At 63.0% G+C, this 15649-nt stretch carries 17 protein-coding genes and 1 pseudogene; 8 read left to right on the top strand and 10 right to left on the bottom strand.

The features are described from left to right. The first annotated feature begins 19 nt into the window (after positions 1-19). Positions 20-847, top strand: a complete 828-nt coding sequence (locus tag FJ960_RS14905; RefSeq protein ID WP_246672821.1) for a type II secretion system F family protein — start codon at positions 20-22, stop codon at positions 845-847. Between the two features lie 268 nt (positions 848-1115). After that, positions 1116-1313: a hypothetical protein gene (locus tag FJ960_RS14900; protein ID WP_140505812.1), complete on the top strand. Its 198-nt coding sequence runs from the start codon at positions 1116-1118 to the stop codon at positions 1311-1313. A 308-nt stretch (positions 1314-1621) separates the two neighbouring features. Here the strand turns inward: FJ960_RS14900 and FJ960_RS14890 are convergent, their stop codons facing one another. From FJ960_RS14890 to FJ960_RS14855, 8 genes are all read right to left on the bottom strand, one after another. Next, a complete protein-coding gene (locus tag FJ960_RS14890; RefSeq protein WP_140714905.1) occupies positions 1622-1915 on the bottom strand; it encodes a hypothetical protein in 294 nt (97 codons plus the stop codon). Between the two features lie 65 nt (positions 1916-1980). After that, positions 1981-2499: a ferritin-like domain-containing protein gene (locus tag FJ960_RS14885; protein ID WP_140505807.1), complete on the bottom strand. Its 519-nt coding sequence runs from the start codon at positions 2497-2499 to the stop codon at positions 1981-1983. 152 nt (positions 2500-2651) lie between these two features. Beyond that, the gene (locus FJ960_RS14880) at positions 2652-3653 is read right to left on the bottom strand and encodes an ATP-dependent DNA ligase (RefSeq protein ID WP_140714903.1); all 1002 of its coding nucleotides are present in this window, start codon (positions 3651-3653) and stop codon (positions 2652-2654) included. Between the two features lie 56 nt (positions 3654-3709). Further along, positions 3710-4153, bottom strand: coding sequence for a PPC domain-containing DNA-binding protein (locus FJ960_RS14875; RefSeq protein ID WP_140714901.1), 444 nt, complete (start codon positions 4151-4153; stop codon positions 3710-3712). A gap of 26 nt (positions 4154-4179) precedes the next feature. Continuing rightward, entirely contained in the window at positions 4180-4497 is a 318-nt protein-coding gene (locus FJ960_RS14870) for a plasmid stabilization protein (protein WP_140505910.1), read from the bottom strand. Between the two features lie 109 nt (positions 4498-4606). Beyond that, positions 4607-6319: an HAD-IIB family hydrolase gene (locus FJ960_RS14865; RefSeq protein WP_140714899.1), complete on the bottom strand. Its 1713-nt coding sequence runs from the start codon at positions 6317-6319 to the stop codon at positions 4607-4609. A 10-nt stretch (positions 6320-6329) separates the two neighbouring features. Next, complete coding sequence (locus tag FJ960_RS14860; protein WP_140714897.1) at positions 6330-7301, bottom strand: SDR family oxidoreductase; 972 nt, start codon at positions 7299-7301, stop codon at positions 6330-6332. A gap of 78 nt (positions 7302-7379) precedes the next feature. Continuing rightward, positions 7380-7781: a hypothetical protein gene (locus FJ960_RS14855; protein ID WP_246672818.1), complete on the bottom strand. Its 402-nt coding sequence runs from the start codon at positions 7779-7781 to the stop codon at positions 7380-7382. 195 nt (positions 7782-7976) lie between these two features. On the opposite strand from FJ960_RS14855, the pseudogene msuE reads away from it, so the two are divergent. Both msuE and fghA read left to right on the top strand, forming a co-directional pair. Continuing rightward, positions 7977-8565: pseudogene (gene msuE, locus FJ960_RS14850) on the top strand (FMN reductase). Between the two features lie 234 nt (positions 8566-8799). After that, positions 8800-9663 (top strand): S-formylglutathione hydrolase, encoded by an 864-nt coding sequence (gene fghA / locus FJ960_RS14845; RefSeq protein WP_181174244.1) that lies wholly within the window; start codon positions 8800-8802, stop codon positions 9661-9663. 16 nt (positions 9664-9679) lie between these two features. On the opposite strand, the gene FJ960_RS14840 is transcribed toward fghA, so the two are convergent. Beyond that, the gene (locus tag FJ960_RS14840; RefSeq protein WP_140714895.1) at positions 9680-10963 is read right to left on the bottom strand and encodes an FAD-binding oxidoreductase; all 1284 of its coding nucleotides are present in this window, start codon (positions 10961-10963) and stop codon (positions 9680-9682) included. Between the two features lie 360 nt (positions 10964-11323). Between FJ960_RS14840 and FJ960_RS14835 the strand changes: the two genes are divergently transcribed. The 4 genes from FJ960_RS14835 (at position 11324) to hutC (ending at position 15277) form a co-directional block, all read left to right on the top strand. Next, positions 11324-12097: a glucose 1-dehydrogenase gene (locus tag FJ960_RS14835; protein WP_140714893.1), complete on the top strand. Its 774-nt coding sequence runs from the start codon at positions 11324-11326 to the stop codon at positions 12095-12097. Between the two features lie 80 nt (positions 12098-12177). Continuing rightward, positions 12178-13500: a histidinol dehydrogenase gene (gene hisD, locus FJ960_RS14830; RefSeq protein ID WP_140505793.1), complete on the top strand. Its 1323-nt coding sequence runs from the start codon at positions 12178-12180 to the stop codon at positions 13498-13500. A gap of 15 nt (positions 13501-13515) precedes the next feature. After that, positions 13516-14544, top strand: coding sequence for an alcohol dehydrogenase catalytic domain-containing protein (locus FJ960_RS14825; protein ID WP_140714891.1), 1029 nt, complete (start codon positions 13516-13518; stop codon positions 14542-14544). A gap of 1 nt (position 14545) precedes the next feature. Beyond that, on the top strand, positions 14546-15277 hold the full coding sequence (hutC, locus tag FJ960_RS14820; protein ID WP_140714889.1) for a histidine utilization repressor: 732 nt from the start codon (positions 14546-14548) through the stop codon (positions 15275-15277). Positions 15278-15305: 28 nt separating this feature from the next. Here hutC and FJ960_RS29500 read toward each other — a convergent pair whose 3' ends face one another. Then, positions 15306-15473 carry a hypothetical protein gene (locus FJ960_RS29500; RefSeq protein ID WP_181174246.1) on the bottom strand — a complete coding sequence of 56 codons (168 nt, stop codon included), beginning with the start codon at positions 15471-15473 and terminating at the stop codon, positions 15306-15308. Between the last annotated feature and the right edge of the window lie 176 nt (positions 15474-15649).

Here is a 15649-nt window from a genome sequence, read left to right as displayed (position 1 = left end):
GTCCAGGCTGGCAGATGTCGTGACCGACGGTGAGGCGGGTGGCAGTTCCTATTACGGTCCTGCCTCCGAAATAATCGATGACAATTATGGTGCCTTCGTCAAACACTATTTCAATGTGGTCAGGAAGGACACGAATTCGAATTCCTTGCCGAACCGGCTTTTGCGAGCCGGGTTCTTTTCGCCGCAGGCGAGTGCAATATTTCAGACCGCGCGTGCCGTGGTTTCCTTACTGGTGTTGCTTGGCACGTTTCTGGTTTTCGAACACTATATGGTGAGCGTTTCCAGAACGCTCGCAACCTCGATATCCATGTTGTGCGGTGGCCTTGTTTTTTTCATCGCCGGCGTCGTGCTCGAACGCATGGGAGTTGCCAAGGAGAGAGCCTATCGCAGGATCTTTCCCGATTTCATGGATATGTTGATCGTTTGCGTCGACGCCGGCCTGAGCGTCGAAGCGGCGGCCGATCGTGTCGCACGAGAGTTCATGTCGACCCGGCCCGATTTCGGGCTGCACCTTACCATCATGATGCTTGAGGTTCGCGGCGGCCGGCGCTTGCGCGATGCATTGACGAACCTTTCGACCCGCCTGCGCATCGACGAGGCCAGGTCGCTTGCCGTGCTGTTCCGGCAATCGGAAGAACTTGGCTCCAGCGTAACAAAGAGCCTTCGCGTCTACAGCAAGGAAATGCGCCAGATGCGAATCCTGCGCGCCGAGGAAAAGGCCAATGCCTTGCCTATCAAGATGCTTTTTCCGCTGGCCACATGTCTGTTTCCGCTGAGCCTGATAATCGTCCTAGTCCCGATCATTATGCGCGTCGCTTCGATGCTGAAGACGTTGGTGCCTGGGTAGCGCGCAATTCAGATCCGTGGAGAGGAAAGACGCGATACCGGCATTGTGGCGGCTAATTGCGAGCCTCAGCGCGGCTCCCTGGCCTTGGCGATCGGTTGGTTTCAGGTTCGCTGACGGGCTCTCGAACTCAACTCCGATCGAGTTTCCTCGACACGTTCAAGCTTCGGCGGCACGGTTCACGAAATATTATGTGACGGAACGTCCGGGCCGCCAGTTTCTTTGGCCCTCGAGGCGGCCGTTCGCCTCGGTAACTCAAAGGAGAAGAAGAATGCCCAATAAAGGTGGTAGCCATGAGCAACATGTGAAAGCAGGCCAGCAGAGCCACAAGAACATGGACGACAAGAACCGCCAGCAGCAGGCGGCCGGTGGCAACCAGCGCCAGCAAGGCGACAGCTCCGGCAATATGCGCGGCGGGACCCATGAACAGCATGTGAGAGCTGGCGAGCAAAGCCACAAAAATCGCTAGCCAACCCCTGTGGCATCGAGCCCGTCCCGAGCGCTCGGGACGGGCTCTGCATGGTGATAGGTGCTGCGGTCAACCCGCCCGGTCCGGCGAAAGAGAGGCCGCCGAAAGAGAGACAGATTTGATGCCCGATCCGAGAGAACCCGACCCCAACCGCGACGTGCCCATGCCCGCTCCCAACTGGAAGCCCAAGCCGATCGGCGAACCGGAGCCGGACGGATTGCCCGATGAGGCGCCGTTACCCAACCCTGATGAGAATGAAGAGCCCCCGTTGCATGCGGCCGGCTGACCCGATTGCGGACGTCGTTTGGTCACTCGTCGTCGGCGTGGCCGCCTTCCCTTGAAGGATCGCGTGAGATGGCCGCCTCCTCGACGTCGTCGGGCAATGCCTCGTCGCTTTCCTGGTAGGCATTGTCGTCATCTTCCTCGGGCAAGTCGCCCTCAGCCTCGTCCTCCACCTCGGCGTCGTCGGGAAGGATTTTCGCGCCTGCGAGCGCGTCCCAGTCCTGCTGCTCGATCACGGGACCTTCGGTTTCTGCCGCGTCTTCGGCCTGCACTGCGTCTTCGGGCTGCACTGCGGGTTGCTTTGTTTTGCTGGGGTCCATCGTCGTTCTCCGAAATCCGGGGAGTTGCCCCGGATCGCCTTGCGCCCGGGGCAATAGCTCGCCAGTTAGGCGGCCTGTTCCAGGGCACGTTCATTGACGCCGCCCTCGCCAAGGCTGGAAAGTGCCTTGTCGGTCGCCGTCTCTTCCTCAAGGGTCTCGTTGAGGAGTTTGACCACGTCGCTCTTGCCGAGTTGTTCGGCCCAGGCGATGAGCGTGCCATAGCGCGCGATCTCGTAGTGTTCGACGGCCTGCGCCGCTCCGACCAGCCCAGCGTCCAGCGCGGGGTCGCCCTTATATTCCTGGAGGACTTCCGAACCCTCTTCGATGATGCCGTCGATGGCCGGACAGGTCTTGCCTCGGGCCGGCTTGTCGAGAAGCTCGAAAATCTGTTCGAGGCGGTCGACCTGGTTCTCGGTCTCCTGCAGATGTTTCTCGAACGCCGCCGAAACATCTTCGGATTCGGCGCCCTTCGCCATTTTCGGCAGCGCCTTCAGGATTTTCTTCTCGGCATAATAAATGTCCTTCAGCCCGTCGAGGAACAGGGCTTCAAGGCCCTTCGGTGCCGCTTTCTTCGCAGTCGCCATGATTGTCATCTCCAATTATCAATTATCGTGAAGCCCACCGGCGGTGTAGCTGGGGCACAACTTGCCATCGGGGCGGTTGTTCCAGCCATTTCGCAAAGAGGCGACCTGGAGGGCGCCTCCGGCCAGCGGGCGCGCCCGTGGCGCGAACTGCGTCACTCGATTTGCCGCATGGTGCACTGGCGCGGTGCCTTGTCCGGACGCCAGCGCAACAGTTTGGTGCCATGTCGGAACCTGTCGCCGGTGACATGATCGAAGCGGACCTCGACCACCAGTTCCGGCCGCAGGGGCTCCCATTCGCCGCTGCGCTGCGTGCTCCAGCGGCTCGGTCCGCCCGGCGCCTTGCCGGTGAAGCCGGGTCCGCCACGCAGCTTTTCCAGCTCTCGGGTGACACGGGCCCGGTCATCCCTGCCGATGGTCGAGGTAAAGCCGACATGGTCGAGTTTGCCGCTCTCATCATAAAGGCCGAGCAGCAGCGAGCCGACCTCCCTGCTTCCGGTCAGATAGCGGAATCCGCCAACCACGCAGTCGGCCGTGCGCAACCGTTTGACCTTGACCATCGCGCGTTCGCCCGGCCGGTAGGGATCGGCCAGCAATTTGGCGACGACGCCGTCGGTGGGACCATGGCCGGCCCCTTCCAGCCAGCGCCTGGCGGCCGCCGGATCGGTCGCGCTGGGCGAGAGCCGCAAGCCGGGTTTGGCGCAATCGCGAACGAAGTCCTCGACCGCCCGGCGGCGTCGCGACAACGGCGCGCCAAGCAGGATCGTCCCGCCCGGCGCGGCCGGCATGTCGAACAGGATCAGCCGGGCAGGCGTTTGCGCGCTCAGCTTGCGGATGCGGCTTTCGGCCGGGTGAAGCCGCATCTGCAGCGCGTCGAAGGATAGCTGGCCATCGAGCTCGATGACGATTTCGCCATCGACGACGAAGTTGCGGGCCCCCACCTGCTGCAGCATGGCGACGAGTTCCGGGAAGTAACGGCCAAGAGGTTTGCCGGATTTGGCGCGCAAGTCGACATCCGTGTCGCCCTTGAAGGCGAGGCAGCGAAACCCGTCCCATTTGGGCTCGTATTGCCAAAGGCCTTCCCCCTCCGGCAGGGCGTCGGCGGCCTTGGCCTCCATGGGCGGCGTGTCCAGGGGAAGGGCGAACCTGTGCGTCATTGAACCATCGCTCTCCGGGGCGTCGCGCCCCTCGGCGAAGCGCCCGCAAAGACACCTCAGCCGCCGAGATCGATCAAAGCCACACCGAACTCGGCGCGCTTGCGGCGACGCAGGTGACCCGGCGTTTCCACCACGGTGACTTCCAATGTCGGCCGAACGGTGCCTTCGAGCAGATGGCCGCCCCTGGTCGTGCCGTCGCTCAAGCCAAGCACCGCGTGGACATGAAGACTTGGCTTGCCATCATCGCCCGTCGCGACATCACCGATCGCGCTCAGGACCTCGCATTGCTCGTCTACCGGGATTTTTCGATAGCGCTTCGCCTCCAGGTCGAACCAGCCGACAGTGGCCCGTTGGAACGCGCCGATCGCCGTCAGGGACGCGCTGCCGATCGTCTGCTCGACCGCGAAGCTGGTCAGTGCCGCGAACGCTTCCTCACCCGGGTCGAGCACCACGACAAATGTCCGTTGGCCGTTGGCCTCGTTGACCAGTCGCGATTTCATGCCGGTGTTCCGATCTTCGAGGCCGTTCAGTGGGCGTGGTGTTCGGCGTTCCTCTTGCGGGTCGCCGCCGCCTTCCTTGCCGATTCGGACCGGCTGGCGGCCGATCGGGAAGCGGACGCCTTTCCGCCGCTCTTGCCGCCCTTGTGCGCCGCCGGATGACCCGTGTGCTTGCCACGCCCGGAGCCGCCTTCCTTCTTGCCGCCACCATCGTCCTTGTTGACCGTCGCCCATGCGCGTCGCTCGGCTTCCTTGTCGGAGACGCCACGCTTCTCATAACCTTCGGCAATATGGTCGGCTTTTCGTTCCTGCTTGTCGGTGTATTTGGATTTCTCGCCTCGTGGCATGATCGTTTCTCCTTCTCGATAGAGGTTGAACGTCAAGTCGCCGCCCAAGTTCCAATCGCGGTCGGCGAACCGGCCGTTCCCGACGTCGTTCATGACCGCCTCCGGGCTGCTATTCCTCAGGCGCCGTCGCCGGTGCGGTGTAGCGCCGCCGAACGGCATCGAGAACCCGTTTGCGGCTCTCCTCCGCCGAAAGCTTCTTGTCCTTTTCCGCCTCGGTGGTTTCGCGGGCGAGATCCTTGTCCCTGATCTGCTGGCGGAACCATTTCGAATAGTCGCCCGCGCGCAGATGGAACTCCCAGGTCTTGTCGTCTATGCCTTCGGCCATCTGGGCAAAGATCATCAGATTATGGGCCCTGAGGTTCATCGCGTCGTCGGGACCGCGGAAATAGAAGCTGCCGGTCTCATCGAGGTGGCCCTCGGCATATTTGCGGCTGTGGCGCTTGAGAGACTGACGAGGTTCGATGACCTTGACCGTCGTGAGTTTTTTGCGCGCTTGCGGCCGCCAGAACAGAACCCGGTCGCCCTTGGGCGTGGGAATGTCTTTCGGCGGCTCGATGCCCGTCTCGTGGCAGAAGGTCTTCACCACGTCCTTCGCGTTGGGGCCAAGGGCGATGACGGCCGTAACCAGGCGCAGGGCGTCGGTCGAAATCGCCTCGGGATGGACGGTGATCAGGATCGTGCCCGGCAGTTCCAGCGAGAGCACGGAGCGCGTATCGTCGCGCCGCTTCGGAAGAAGATGGTGCGCTTCGTCGATGACCAGCCAATGCGGTCTTGCGGTGCGGCGGCGAAAACTGCCGAGGCCAGGCAGCAGGTCGGCAAAGAAGTCAGGCCGTTCATCGACACGAAGCGCCAGGCCATTGACGACGATATTGCTGTCGGCCTTGGCCATCAGATCCAGCACCTGCGCCTTTGTCGGCGCGCTCGACCCATCCCCGAGCCGAACGGCGCCCTCGAGGCCGTCATAGTCACCCTCAGGGTCGAAGACGCAAAACTGAAATCGGCTCTCGACAAAGCGTTCCGTCAGCGCGGTGGCCAGGGTGGATTTGCCGATGCCCGAACTGCCGGCGATGAGCACGCTTTCAGTCGGCGACAGATAGATGTCGTCGCCACCGGACGATCCCAGAACAACGCCGTCATGACGTTTCGGCACGATCCCGTGGTCGCGTTCGATCAATTTGGCGATCAGTTCCTCGACGCCTTTGCCGCGTGCGCCGCGCGTGACCAGGTTTGCGGTGCCTTTGACCGCGGGAATGGCATTGTCGACCGCAACGCTGCAGCCGCAGGCCTGCAGGAAGGCATGATCGTTCTCGGCGTCGCCGATACCCACCACATTGTGCGGCGACAGGTGAAGGTCCTCGAGTGCGGCCGCCAGCCCGGTGGCTTTGTTGACGCCGCTCGGCAGGATCATCACCGCGCCCTTGTTGAAGATGATCTCGAGCTCGAGCCCCATCTTCTTGATGACCTCGAGCACAGTCGCCTGATGTGGCTCCCAGGTAGCGACGATCGACCGTCCCGACGAAAGTGGCTTTACCCCCTGTTTTTTCAGCATGGCGATGAATTTGGGCTCCGGCGATGGCGAGATCGCCCGCTCCTCCTCACTCGCCGGCGTGTAGATCAGGGCGCCGTTCTCGGCGACGACCTTGTCGAACATGCCGATGTCGGGAAACACGCGCTTGAGGTCCGGCAGCTCGCGTCCGGTGACCAGAAGCAGTTTGCGGCCACTTTTCTTGAACCGCTCCAGTGCGGCGAGGGTTTTCTTGGAGACAACTCCGTCATGTGCGAGCGTTCCGTCATAGTCGGTCGCCAAGGCAATGAAATACATTGCGATGACCTCAGTAGCCGCCGACGATCGGCAGGATCTCGCCGGTGATGTAACTCGAGCAGTGCGGGGAGGCGAGGAACACATAGGCCGGAGCCACTTCCTCCGGCTGTGCTGGCCGTTTCATCGGCGTGTCCGCGCCGAATTTCGAGACGTCGTCGGCTTCCTTGTCGGACGGATTGAGCGGCGTCCACACCGGGCCAGGCGCGACCGCGTTCACCCTGATGCCCTTGGCGATGAGGTTGCCCGAAAGCGCGCGCGTGAAGGCGTGGATGCCGCCCTTGGTCATCGAATAGTCGACCAGTTGCTTGGAGCCGTCTATGCCGGTAACCGAGCCGGTGTTGACGATCGCCGAGCCCGGCTTCATGTGCGGCACCGCTTCCTGTGCCATATGGAAGTAGCCGTAGAGATTGGTCTTGAGCGTCGTGTCGAAATGTTCTTCGGTCAGGTCGCCGAAGTCGCTGGAATGGATCTGGAAGGCGGCGTTGTTGACCAGCACGTCGATGCGGCCGAATGTTTCGATCGTGGCCGCCACGGCGTTTTGGCAATCCTGCCGTTCGCTGACGTCGGCCTTTATGAGGATGCAGCGTCGACCTTCTTTTTCGACGGCGGATTTTGTCTCTTCGGCGTCCCTGTCCTCGGCCAGGTAGACGATCGCGATATCGGCGCCTTCGCGGGCGAACAATACCGCCACCGCGCGACCGATGCCGGAATCGCCGCCTGTGATGAGAGCCACCTTCTCCTCGAGTTTCCTTGATCCGAGATAATAGGGTGCATCGTAGAGCGGGGCAGGTTCGATCGCCGCTTCATACCCGGGTTTCGCCTGATGTTGCTTGGGGAAGGGCGGCTCGGGATAGGTGCGCGCGCCTGCCTGCATGGCGTGTTCAGCCTTGCCGTTGCGCTTCGATTTGTCCTTGGCGCCGATGCCGCGCTGGATATGGCGTTGCTTGGCGGCTTCACCGGCGGTCTGGGATTTCGTCTCCATGGTTGTCTCCTTGGCTGAAGAAAGTTCAACGCGCGGCGGACCGAAAGGTTTGCGCGATGCCAAAGCTTGTCGTCCGCGTCAGTCCTTGACATAGGCGCCGGGTTGGCGGCCCGATCTTGGAGACTTCGCGTCCTTCGAGTGTTCGGAGATCGTCGGGCCCGCGCCGGATGTCTTTTCTGTTGCCGGGCTGGGTGTCGCCTTGCCGGGCTGGCCTCCGGACTGATGTGTTTCTTCCTTTGTCTGATCTGCTGGTCGCGTGAGCCCCATTCCGCCTGCCGGCGGCTTGTTGCCCGCTGCATCGGGCGAGAAATCATCGCTCGGATCCGAGCCGGTCCTCGCCGGATATTTCCGTGCGCCGGTTTCGTATTCGGTTCTCTCGCGTGCCATGGCCGCCTCCGTGTTTGCCTGAACGGAAAACAGCCGCGGGCCGATCAGGTTCCGAACAAACGGTGATGATCGTCCCTTTTCCAGCGGTCGCATCGGCCCTCGCGTGCGACGGCTGCAGCCCGCACGCTCGCCAAGCCATGCTCCTTTTTCAAGGATGGCGCTCCGGAAGAAAAGTGTCTTTCCGATTTCGCTCCACGGCGACCGTCAATTCCTTTTGTTCGGAAGTAATGTCTATAAAAACTAGGGACATTCCGGCCAGCTGGGTCGAAAAGATCACAGGGCATCCATCTGACCAACCCGGCCATTGTCGGCTTCTCCGGCAATTTCACGCGGCCCTCCAAGACCCGCGGCTTCGTGGACCATATCGTGACGGAGATCGCCGGGCGATACGGCCTTACAGCACCCATGATATCGTTGATCTCGGTCCCAGCCTTGGCAATGCCAAAGGGACGCGCGACCTGGATGTACAGGCTCGCGCCGTTCTCGAGCGGATCCCGGCCGCCGATGTCCTGGTGGTCGGCTCGCCCACCTACAAGGGCAGCTATACCGGTCTGTTCAAGCATTTCTTCGATCTCGTCGACCCGGCGGCCCTCAGGGCAAGCCGGTGCTGCTGGCGGCGACCGGCGGCGGCGACCGCCATGCGCTGATCGTCGAGCATCAGCTGCGGCCGCTGTTCGGCTTCTTCGAGGCCTTTGCGCTGCCGACGGCCGTCTTCGCCTCGGAGAAGGATTTCGTCGACGGCGTGCTGGCATCCGAAGCGATCCAGGCCCGTATCTGTCTCGCGGTGGACGATGTCGGCCCGGCGCTTTTCGGCCGGCAACGCGCCAGGATCGCCGCCGAGTACGTGCTGCGGAATATCTCCCACTCCGACCCATGAGCGCGCTGAAGCGGCCCCTGAACGCGCTCAGCGCGCGATACGGCGACATCCAGCACGCTGCCTGTGCCACCTGACCGTCAGCGGCCTTGCCAGGACGATGCCGATTTCGATGGCGATGGCCGACGCCCGATCGGACCTGGCCCGATATCCAAAGCCCAATCCGTGGAGGTTGCCGTAGTCCCGGCCGATGCCGTAGACAAGCGGCGGTGAATCACATTGGCGGAGAAGAAACACATGTCGGATCGGATGAAAATCATCTCCGCTGCCAAGTCGCATGGCGGCGTCCAGGGCGTCTATTCCCACGCTTCCGATGTCTGCGCCTGCGATATGACCTTTGCCGTCTTCGTGCCGCCACAGGCCCGTGAAAGACCTTGCCCCGTCATATGGTACCTATCCGGTCTCACCTGCACCCACGCCAATGTCATGGACAAGGGGGAGTACAGGCGCATGGCGGCCGAGCTTGGCCTGATCGTAATCTGTCCCGATACCAGCCCCCGCGGCGCCGGCATTCCCGACGAGAAGGACAATTGGCAGTTCGGCAGCGGCGCCGGATTCTACGTAGATGCCACGCAGGAACCCTATGCCAGTAATTATCGCATGTATTCCTATGTCACCGAGGAATTACCAGCGCTGATCGCGCGGGAGTTTCCGGCCGACATGACGCGTCAGGCGATCTTCGGCCACTCGATGGGTGGACATGGCGCATTGACCATCGCGCTGAAGAATCCCGGACGCTTCAACAGCTGCTCGGCCTTCGCGCCGATCGTGCAACCCAGCACCGCCGGCTGGTCGAAGCCGGCCTTCGAAAAATATCTCGGTGCGGACGAGAAATCATGGCGGGGCTACGATGCCACCTTGCTCATCGAGGATGGCCACCGCTTCCCGGAGCTTTTCGTCGACCAAGGGACATCGGACGGATTTCTCGATGATGGACTGAGGCCCTGGCTTCTGGAAGCGGCATGCGCCAAGGCCGGCATTGCGCTGACGCTGCGCATGCAGGACGGCTGCGATCACTCGTATTTCTTCATCTCGACATTCATGGACGATCATCTGAGATGGCACGCCCGAAGATTGTCCGGCGCTGGAGCCGGAGCATAGCGGCGGGCTCTTCTCATCAAAGCCCGAACCGGTCCTTCATCCGGCCAGAAAGGATCGCCGCCTTGACGCCAAGCGGCCAGAAGCGATGGAACCGGATTGGCTTGAGCGGCGATACCGGCATCGGAAACGGCGATGTCTCGTCGCCCCGTAGGCGCCGCGCCAGGGCAGCGCCCATCGCCGAGGCCATGGCAACACCGCGGCCATTGTAGCCAAGACAGATCAAGATCCCGTCTTCCGGCTCGTGAACGTGCAGGAGATGGTCCTTGGTGATCGCGATCCGGCCGTTCCAGCCATGTGTCCACCCGGCTCCAGCAAGCGACGGCCAGAGCCGTAGCGCATAGTGGGTGAGGTAGCGGATGGCGGAAGCATCGCCGATCGGGCTCATCGGGCCCCGGCCGCCCATGAGAAGCCGGTTCTGGGCGTCGATGCGATAGTACACGGTGATGTTGCCGGCTTCGTAGATGACGGGCCTTTCGGGGAGAATTGCCGCTGCGACTGCCGGCGCAAGCGGCTCGGTCGCCGCGATGGCGCTGAACACCGGGACGAGCGACTGCTCCAGGCCCGGCCACAGGTTTCCGGTATAGCCGTTGGTCGCGATCAGGACGTTCTCGGCGCTGACGGAACCGCCTGCCGTCTCGAGGACCCAGCGTCCGGCCTGCCTGCTCAGCGAGAGCACCTCGCTGCCGCCGAAGATCCGCGCGCCGGCCTTCTGCGCGGCGGCTGCCAGGCCAAGCGCGTATTTCAAGGGATGGAGGTCGCCGCCGCGGGCATCGAACATGCCGGATATATACCTGTCCGTGCCGATACGCGCCGCCATCGCCCTTGCGTCGAGCATTTCAACCGGCATTCCCCGCCGCTCGCATTGCGTTGCCGCGGCCCGCACGGAGGCTGCCGGCTTCGGCCGGATCGCCGCGCGTATGGTGCCGTTCTGCCGGGCCTCGCAATCGATCGACAGGCGCCTGATGAGATCGAAGGTGAAATCCGGCGCGCCGTAGGAGAACTCGATCATCCGCGGCCCAAGCTCCGGGCCGAACATCGCCTCGATGGTGTCCGGATCGTATTTGAGGCCGGGATTAACCTGGCCGCCATTTCTGCCCGACGCTCCCCATCCCGGCTGATGGGTCTCGATCACGCAGACGTCTTCGCCGGCTTCCGCCAGATGCAAGGCGGTGGAAAGGCCCGTGAAGCCACCGCCAACAATGGCGGCCCTAGCCTGCTGCGGACCGGCAATGGCGGGGTACTTGCCGGCGCCGCCAGCCGTTTCGCGATAGAGGCTCCTAGGCGGGCTGCTTTCCAGCATATGACGGGCTCTCACGACAGGGCGGCGGGCTTGACGGGCAACCGGCTTTCAACTGCCCGATATCCGGCACGCGCGGCAGACTCAGACTTTTTTGTCGGGTACGCCAGGTAATTCTGCAGGGCTTTCGGAAATCTCAGCTTTGGACATGTTGGTCTCCCCCATCGCCGGCCGATTATCGTCTTGGACAAACCTCGAACAATCGCCGCCCGTGGCATCTCGTATGAACGAGCTAACTTTGTGATCGCGCGTGCGGCGGATAACGTCACCCTCAATCTCACTCGAGCTGTTTGTACATGCTTGTATATGCAAGTCGATCTGATAGTCTCTCTGCCACGCAACCGGAGCGGCCAAGGAGGATCAATGCGCAACGCTTCTCTTTTCGACCTTTCGGGCAGGAAGGCGCTTGTCACCGGCGCCAGCCGCGGCATTGGCCGCAGCATCGCCGAGGCGCTGAGCGCCGCCGGCGCCGACCTCGCGGTCACAGCGCGTAACCGGGACTCGCTCGGTGAGACGGTGGCGGCCATCCGCGCCGCCGGCGGGGTCACGCATGCCATTGCCCTTGACGTGACCGATGTCGGCCGATGCCGTGCGGCCACCGCCGAGGCAGCCCGCCTGCTTGGCGGCCTCGACATTCTCGTCAACAATGCCGGGGTGGAAGAGGTCCGGCCCTCGCTCGACGTCGACGAGCCCCTCTGGGACCGGATCATCGATACCAATCTCAAAGGGGCGTTCTTCTGCGCCCAGGCGGCGGCGCGGCAGATGCGGGACGCCGGGCGGCCCGGCGCTATCATCAACCTCTGCTCGCTGACTTCAGAAGTCGGCATTCCAACGGCGGTGCCATACGGTTCGTCGAAATCGGGCCTGCTCGGCATGACACGGGCGCTGGCAGTGGAATGGGCGGAACTTGGCATCAGGGTCAACGCCATCGCCCCGGGCTATTTCAGGACGGCGATGACGGAAGTGTTCTACGGCAACGAGGCGTGGCAGCAATCCATGCTCGCCAAGATTCCGCAGCATCGTTTCGGCGATCTGCGCGATCTGCACGGCATCGCCGTGTTCCTTGCCTCGGATGCCGCAGCCTACATAACCGGCCAGTCCATTCCGGTGGATGGCGGTTTCCTCGCATCGATCTGAGGCGGCTCGCCCAGGTTTGAAAACAGAGTCTTCCGCAATGTGACCGGCCGGCACATTGCGTTCCAACAGAAGGGAATACCATGTCCGACATCAGCTTCCATGATCTGTCATCCCTCGATGCCACCCGGCGGGCCGGTCTGCTGAAACGCGCCGAGAGCGATCTGTCGGTCTTCGTCGAAAAGGTCCGTCCGATCATCCAGGCGGTCAGGGACGAGGGTGACGCCGCCCTGATCCGGTTCGCCAGGGACTTCGACAAGGCCAATGTGGCCGAAGGCGGACTGAAAGTGTCGGAAGCGGAATTCGATGCGGCCTTCGACAAGGTCGAGAAGGATGTCGTGGAGAGCATCAGGTTCGGCATCGAAAACATCCGGCATTTTCATGAAGAGCAGAAGCCGGAGACCATGTGGCTCAAGGAGGTCCGGCCGGGCGCCTATGCCGGCGACCGGTATACACCGATCGCATCGGTCGCGCTCTACGTGCCGCGCGGCAAAGGCGCCTTTCCGTCGGTGACGATGATGACGTCGGTTCCGGCTGTCATTGCCGGCGTGCCACAGATCGCCATCGTGACGCCGCCAACCTCGGATGGCTCTGTGGACGCGGCCACGCTGGTCGCCGCTCGCCTCGCCGGCGTCGAGACCGTGTACAAATGCGGCGGCGCGCAAGCCGTCGCCGCGGTCGCCTACGGCACCGAGACGGTGAAGCCGGCGCTCAAGATCGTCGGCCCCGGCAGCCCTTGGGTGGTGGCGGCCAAGAGCGTGCTGTCCTCGATCATCAACACGGGTCTGCCGGCCGGGCCGTCGGAAGCCATTATCTTTGCCGACGACAGCGTCGACGGAGGCCTTGCCGCGCTCGATCTGCTGATCGAGGCCGAGCACGGGCCGGATTCCTCGGCCTATCTGGTGACGCACAGCCGCAAGGTTGCCGAAGCAGCACTTGCTGCACTTCCCGACCACTGGTCGCGCATGACCGAGCAGCGTGTGGAATTCTCGCGCGCGGTGCTGACGGGAGAGCGCGGCGGCATCGTGCTGACCGCGTCGTTGGAAGACTCCTACCGCTTCATCAACGACTATGCGCCCGAACATCTCGAGATACTCTCGAAGGAGCCGTTCGCGCATCTCGGCCACATCACCGAAGCGGCCGAAATCCTGATGGGTCCGCACACGCCGGTCACCCTCGCCAATTTTGTCCTCGGGCCGAATGCCGTGTTGCCGACCAGCCGCTGGGCGCGGACCTATGGGCCGCTCTCGGTAACGGATTTCGTCAAGCGTTCGTCGGTCGGCTATGTCACCTCGGCCGCCTATCCGGAACTGGCGCTGCATGCCCGCAGGCTCGCCCGCTACGAGGGCTTCAGTTCGCACGAAAACGCGGTTTCGGAAATCCGCGACCGCTATCTCGCCGGCTGAGCGGAGACGATCACGATGAAGGCGGCACGACTTTATGGACCGGGCGATCTGCGCGTCGAGGATATCGCCGCGCCAGGCATTCCGGATGCCGGCTGGGTGAAGCTCAGGGTCGATGCCGCAGGCATCTGCGGTTCGGATCTGCACAATTTCCGCACCGGCCAATGGATAAGCCGGTCGCCTTCGACAGCTGGCCATGAGCTGACCGGCACGGTGATCGCGCTGGGCGAGGGCGTCGATACCGTCGCCGTCGGCCATAGGGTGGTCGCGGATTCCCGCTTCTGGTGCGGAGATTGCACGCAATGCCGCGCCGGCAAGCGGCATCTCTGCACTTCGCTGGGCTTCGTCGGCGAAATCTGCGATGGCGGCTTTGCCGAACAGGCGGTGCTGCCCGCACGTCTGCTGCATGTCATCGACGCCGGTCTGGACGAGCGGGTCGGTGCCATGGCCGAGCCGCTCGCGGTCGCGCTGCACGCGGTGCGGCGGTTGCCGAGAACGGCGGGCTCGGTGCTTGTCGTCGGTTGCGGTCCGATCGGTGGTCTCGCCGCGCTGCTGCTCTCCCGAACCTCCGCCGGCACGGTGCTTGTCGCTGACCGCAACCGGGACCGCTGCGCCCGGGTGGCGCGGGTGACCGGCGCCACCATCGTCGATCTCGACCGCGATGCCATTGCAGCCGCGACCGCCAATGCCCCGCTGCTGGCGGCCGTCGAGGCGACGGGCAGCATCGCCGCATTCAACCAGTTGCTCGGCGTTCTCGATCCCGGCGGCGCGGTGGCGATGGTCGGCATCTTCCATGGCCGGCTCGACATCGACCCCAATGTTCTGGTCGAGCGCGAGATCGCATTGCTCGGATGCCATGCCTTCGCCGACGAATTGCCAGAGGCCGTGCGGATGCTGGGCGAACTAAGTGAACCGCTGCTGGCCCTGATCGACCGTGAGATCGGCCTGGACGAGATTCCAGCCGCCTATGAGCGGCTGCTGGCCGGGAAGAGCGATGGCTTGAAGACAATCATCCGTGTGCGGCAACCTGCCGGAAAGGATTTTTGAGATGATCGATTTGCCCGACACGGCGAGCCCCCTTTACGAGAAGGTGAAGGATTACATCCTGACCAACATCGGAACGGGCAAATGGGGCAAGGATCGCAAGCTGCCGTCCGAGAACGAGCTGGTGGTTTCGCTGGGTGTGTCGCGGATGACGGTTCACCGGGCCCTGCGGGAACTGACCGCCGCAGGATTCCTGATCCGGCTGCAAGGTGTCGGCACGTTCATCGCGCCACCCCGGCCACAATCGACGCTGATCGAGATCAACAACATCGCCGCCGAGATCGTCGAGCGCGGCAACAGGCATCGCTCCGAAGTTCTCGTCCTCGAAACCATCGTGCCCACGAAGGAACTCGCGCTGTCGTTCGAGTTTGCGAAGCGCGCCTCGGTCTATCACTCCGTCGTCGTCAATTTCGAGAACGACCTGCCGGTGCAACTGGAGGAGCGTTTCGTCAATCCGAACCTGATCCCCGACTACGACAAGCAGGACTTCACCAGGACGGCGACCTACGACTACCTCATGCAGAAGACCCCGGTGACCGAGGTCGAGCATATCATCTCCGCCATCCCGGCCGACAAGGAGACGGCGCAGCATCTCGGTATCGATGTCGGCAGTTGCTGCCTTCTCCTGCATCGCCGGACGTGGACGGGGGCGGTCGTGGCCACGATCAGCAAGCTGACCTATGCCGGCAGCCGCTACTCGCTCGGCAGCCGCTACTCGCCTTCCAGGGCAAGCTGAAGCCAACGAGCCAATGCAAGCCGAGATTTCACGGCGACAGGAAAAGTCCTGATCGCAGCATTGCTCGCCAATCCACCGGCAGCATGCCGCGACGCTCGAGTTCCAACAGCAAGGAATGGTCGGCGGCGCGCCCGATGGCGGAACCGACCGGATGACCGGTTTTCTCGATCGGATCGGTCCTGAAAAGCGTGAGCACTCGGGCGGGAGATTCGCCGGTTCAAACGTAAGATTGGACTCCATCAACTTGTATATGCATGTATGTATTTCAGCCTTGACATCCGCTGCCGCTGACGCTGAGATATGTCGGCACTTCAACCATGAAGTGGCGGGCAAGACGCCGAGGCACAGTGCCGCAAGAGCAGAACCCCGCAG

The sequence above is a fragment of the Mesorhizobium sp. B2-3-11 genome, assembly GCF_006442215.1.
Taxonomy (GTDB): domain Bacteria; phylum Pseudomonadota; class Alphaproteobacteria; order Rhizobiales; family Rhizobiaceae; genus Mesorhizobium; species Mesorhizobium salmacidum.
The sequence above is the reverse complement of the archived record's forward strand: the minus strand, read 5'-3'. Positions and strand labels throughout refer to the sequence as shown.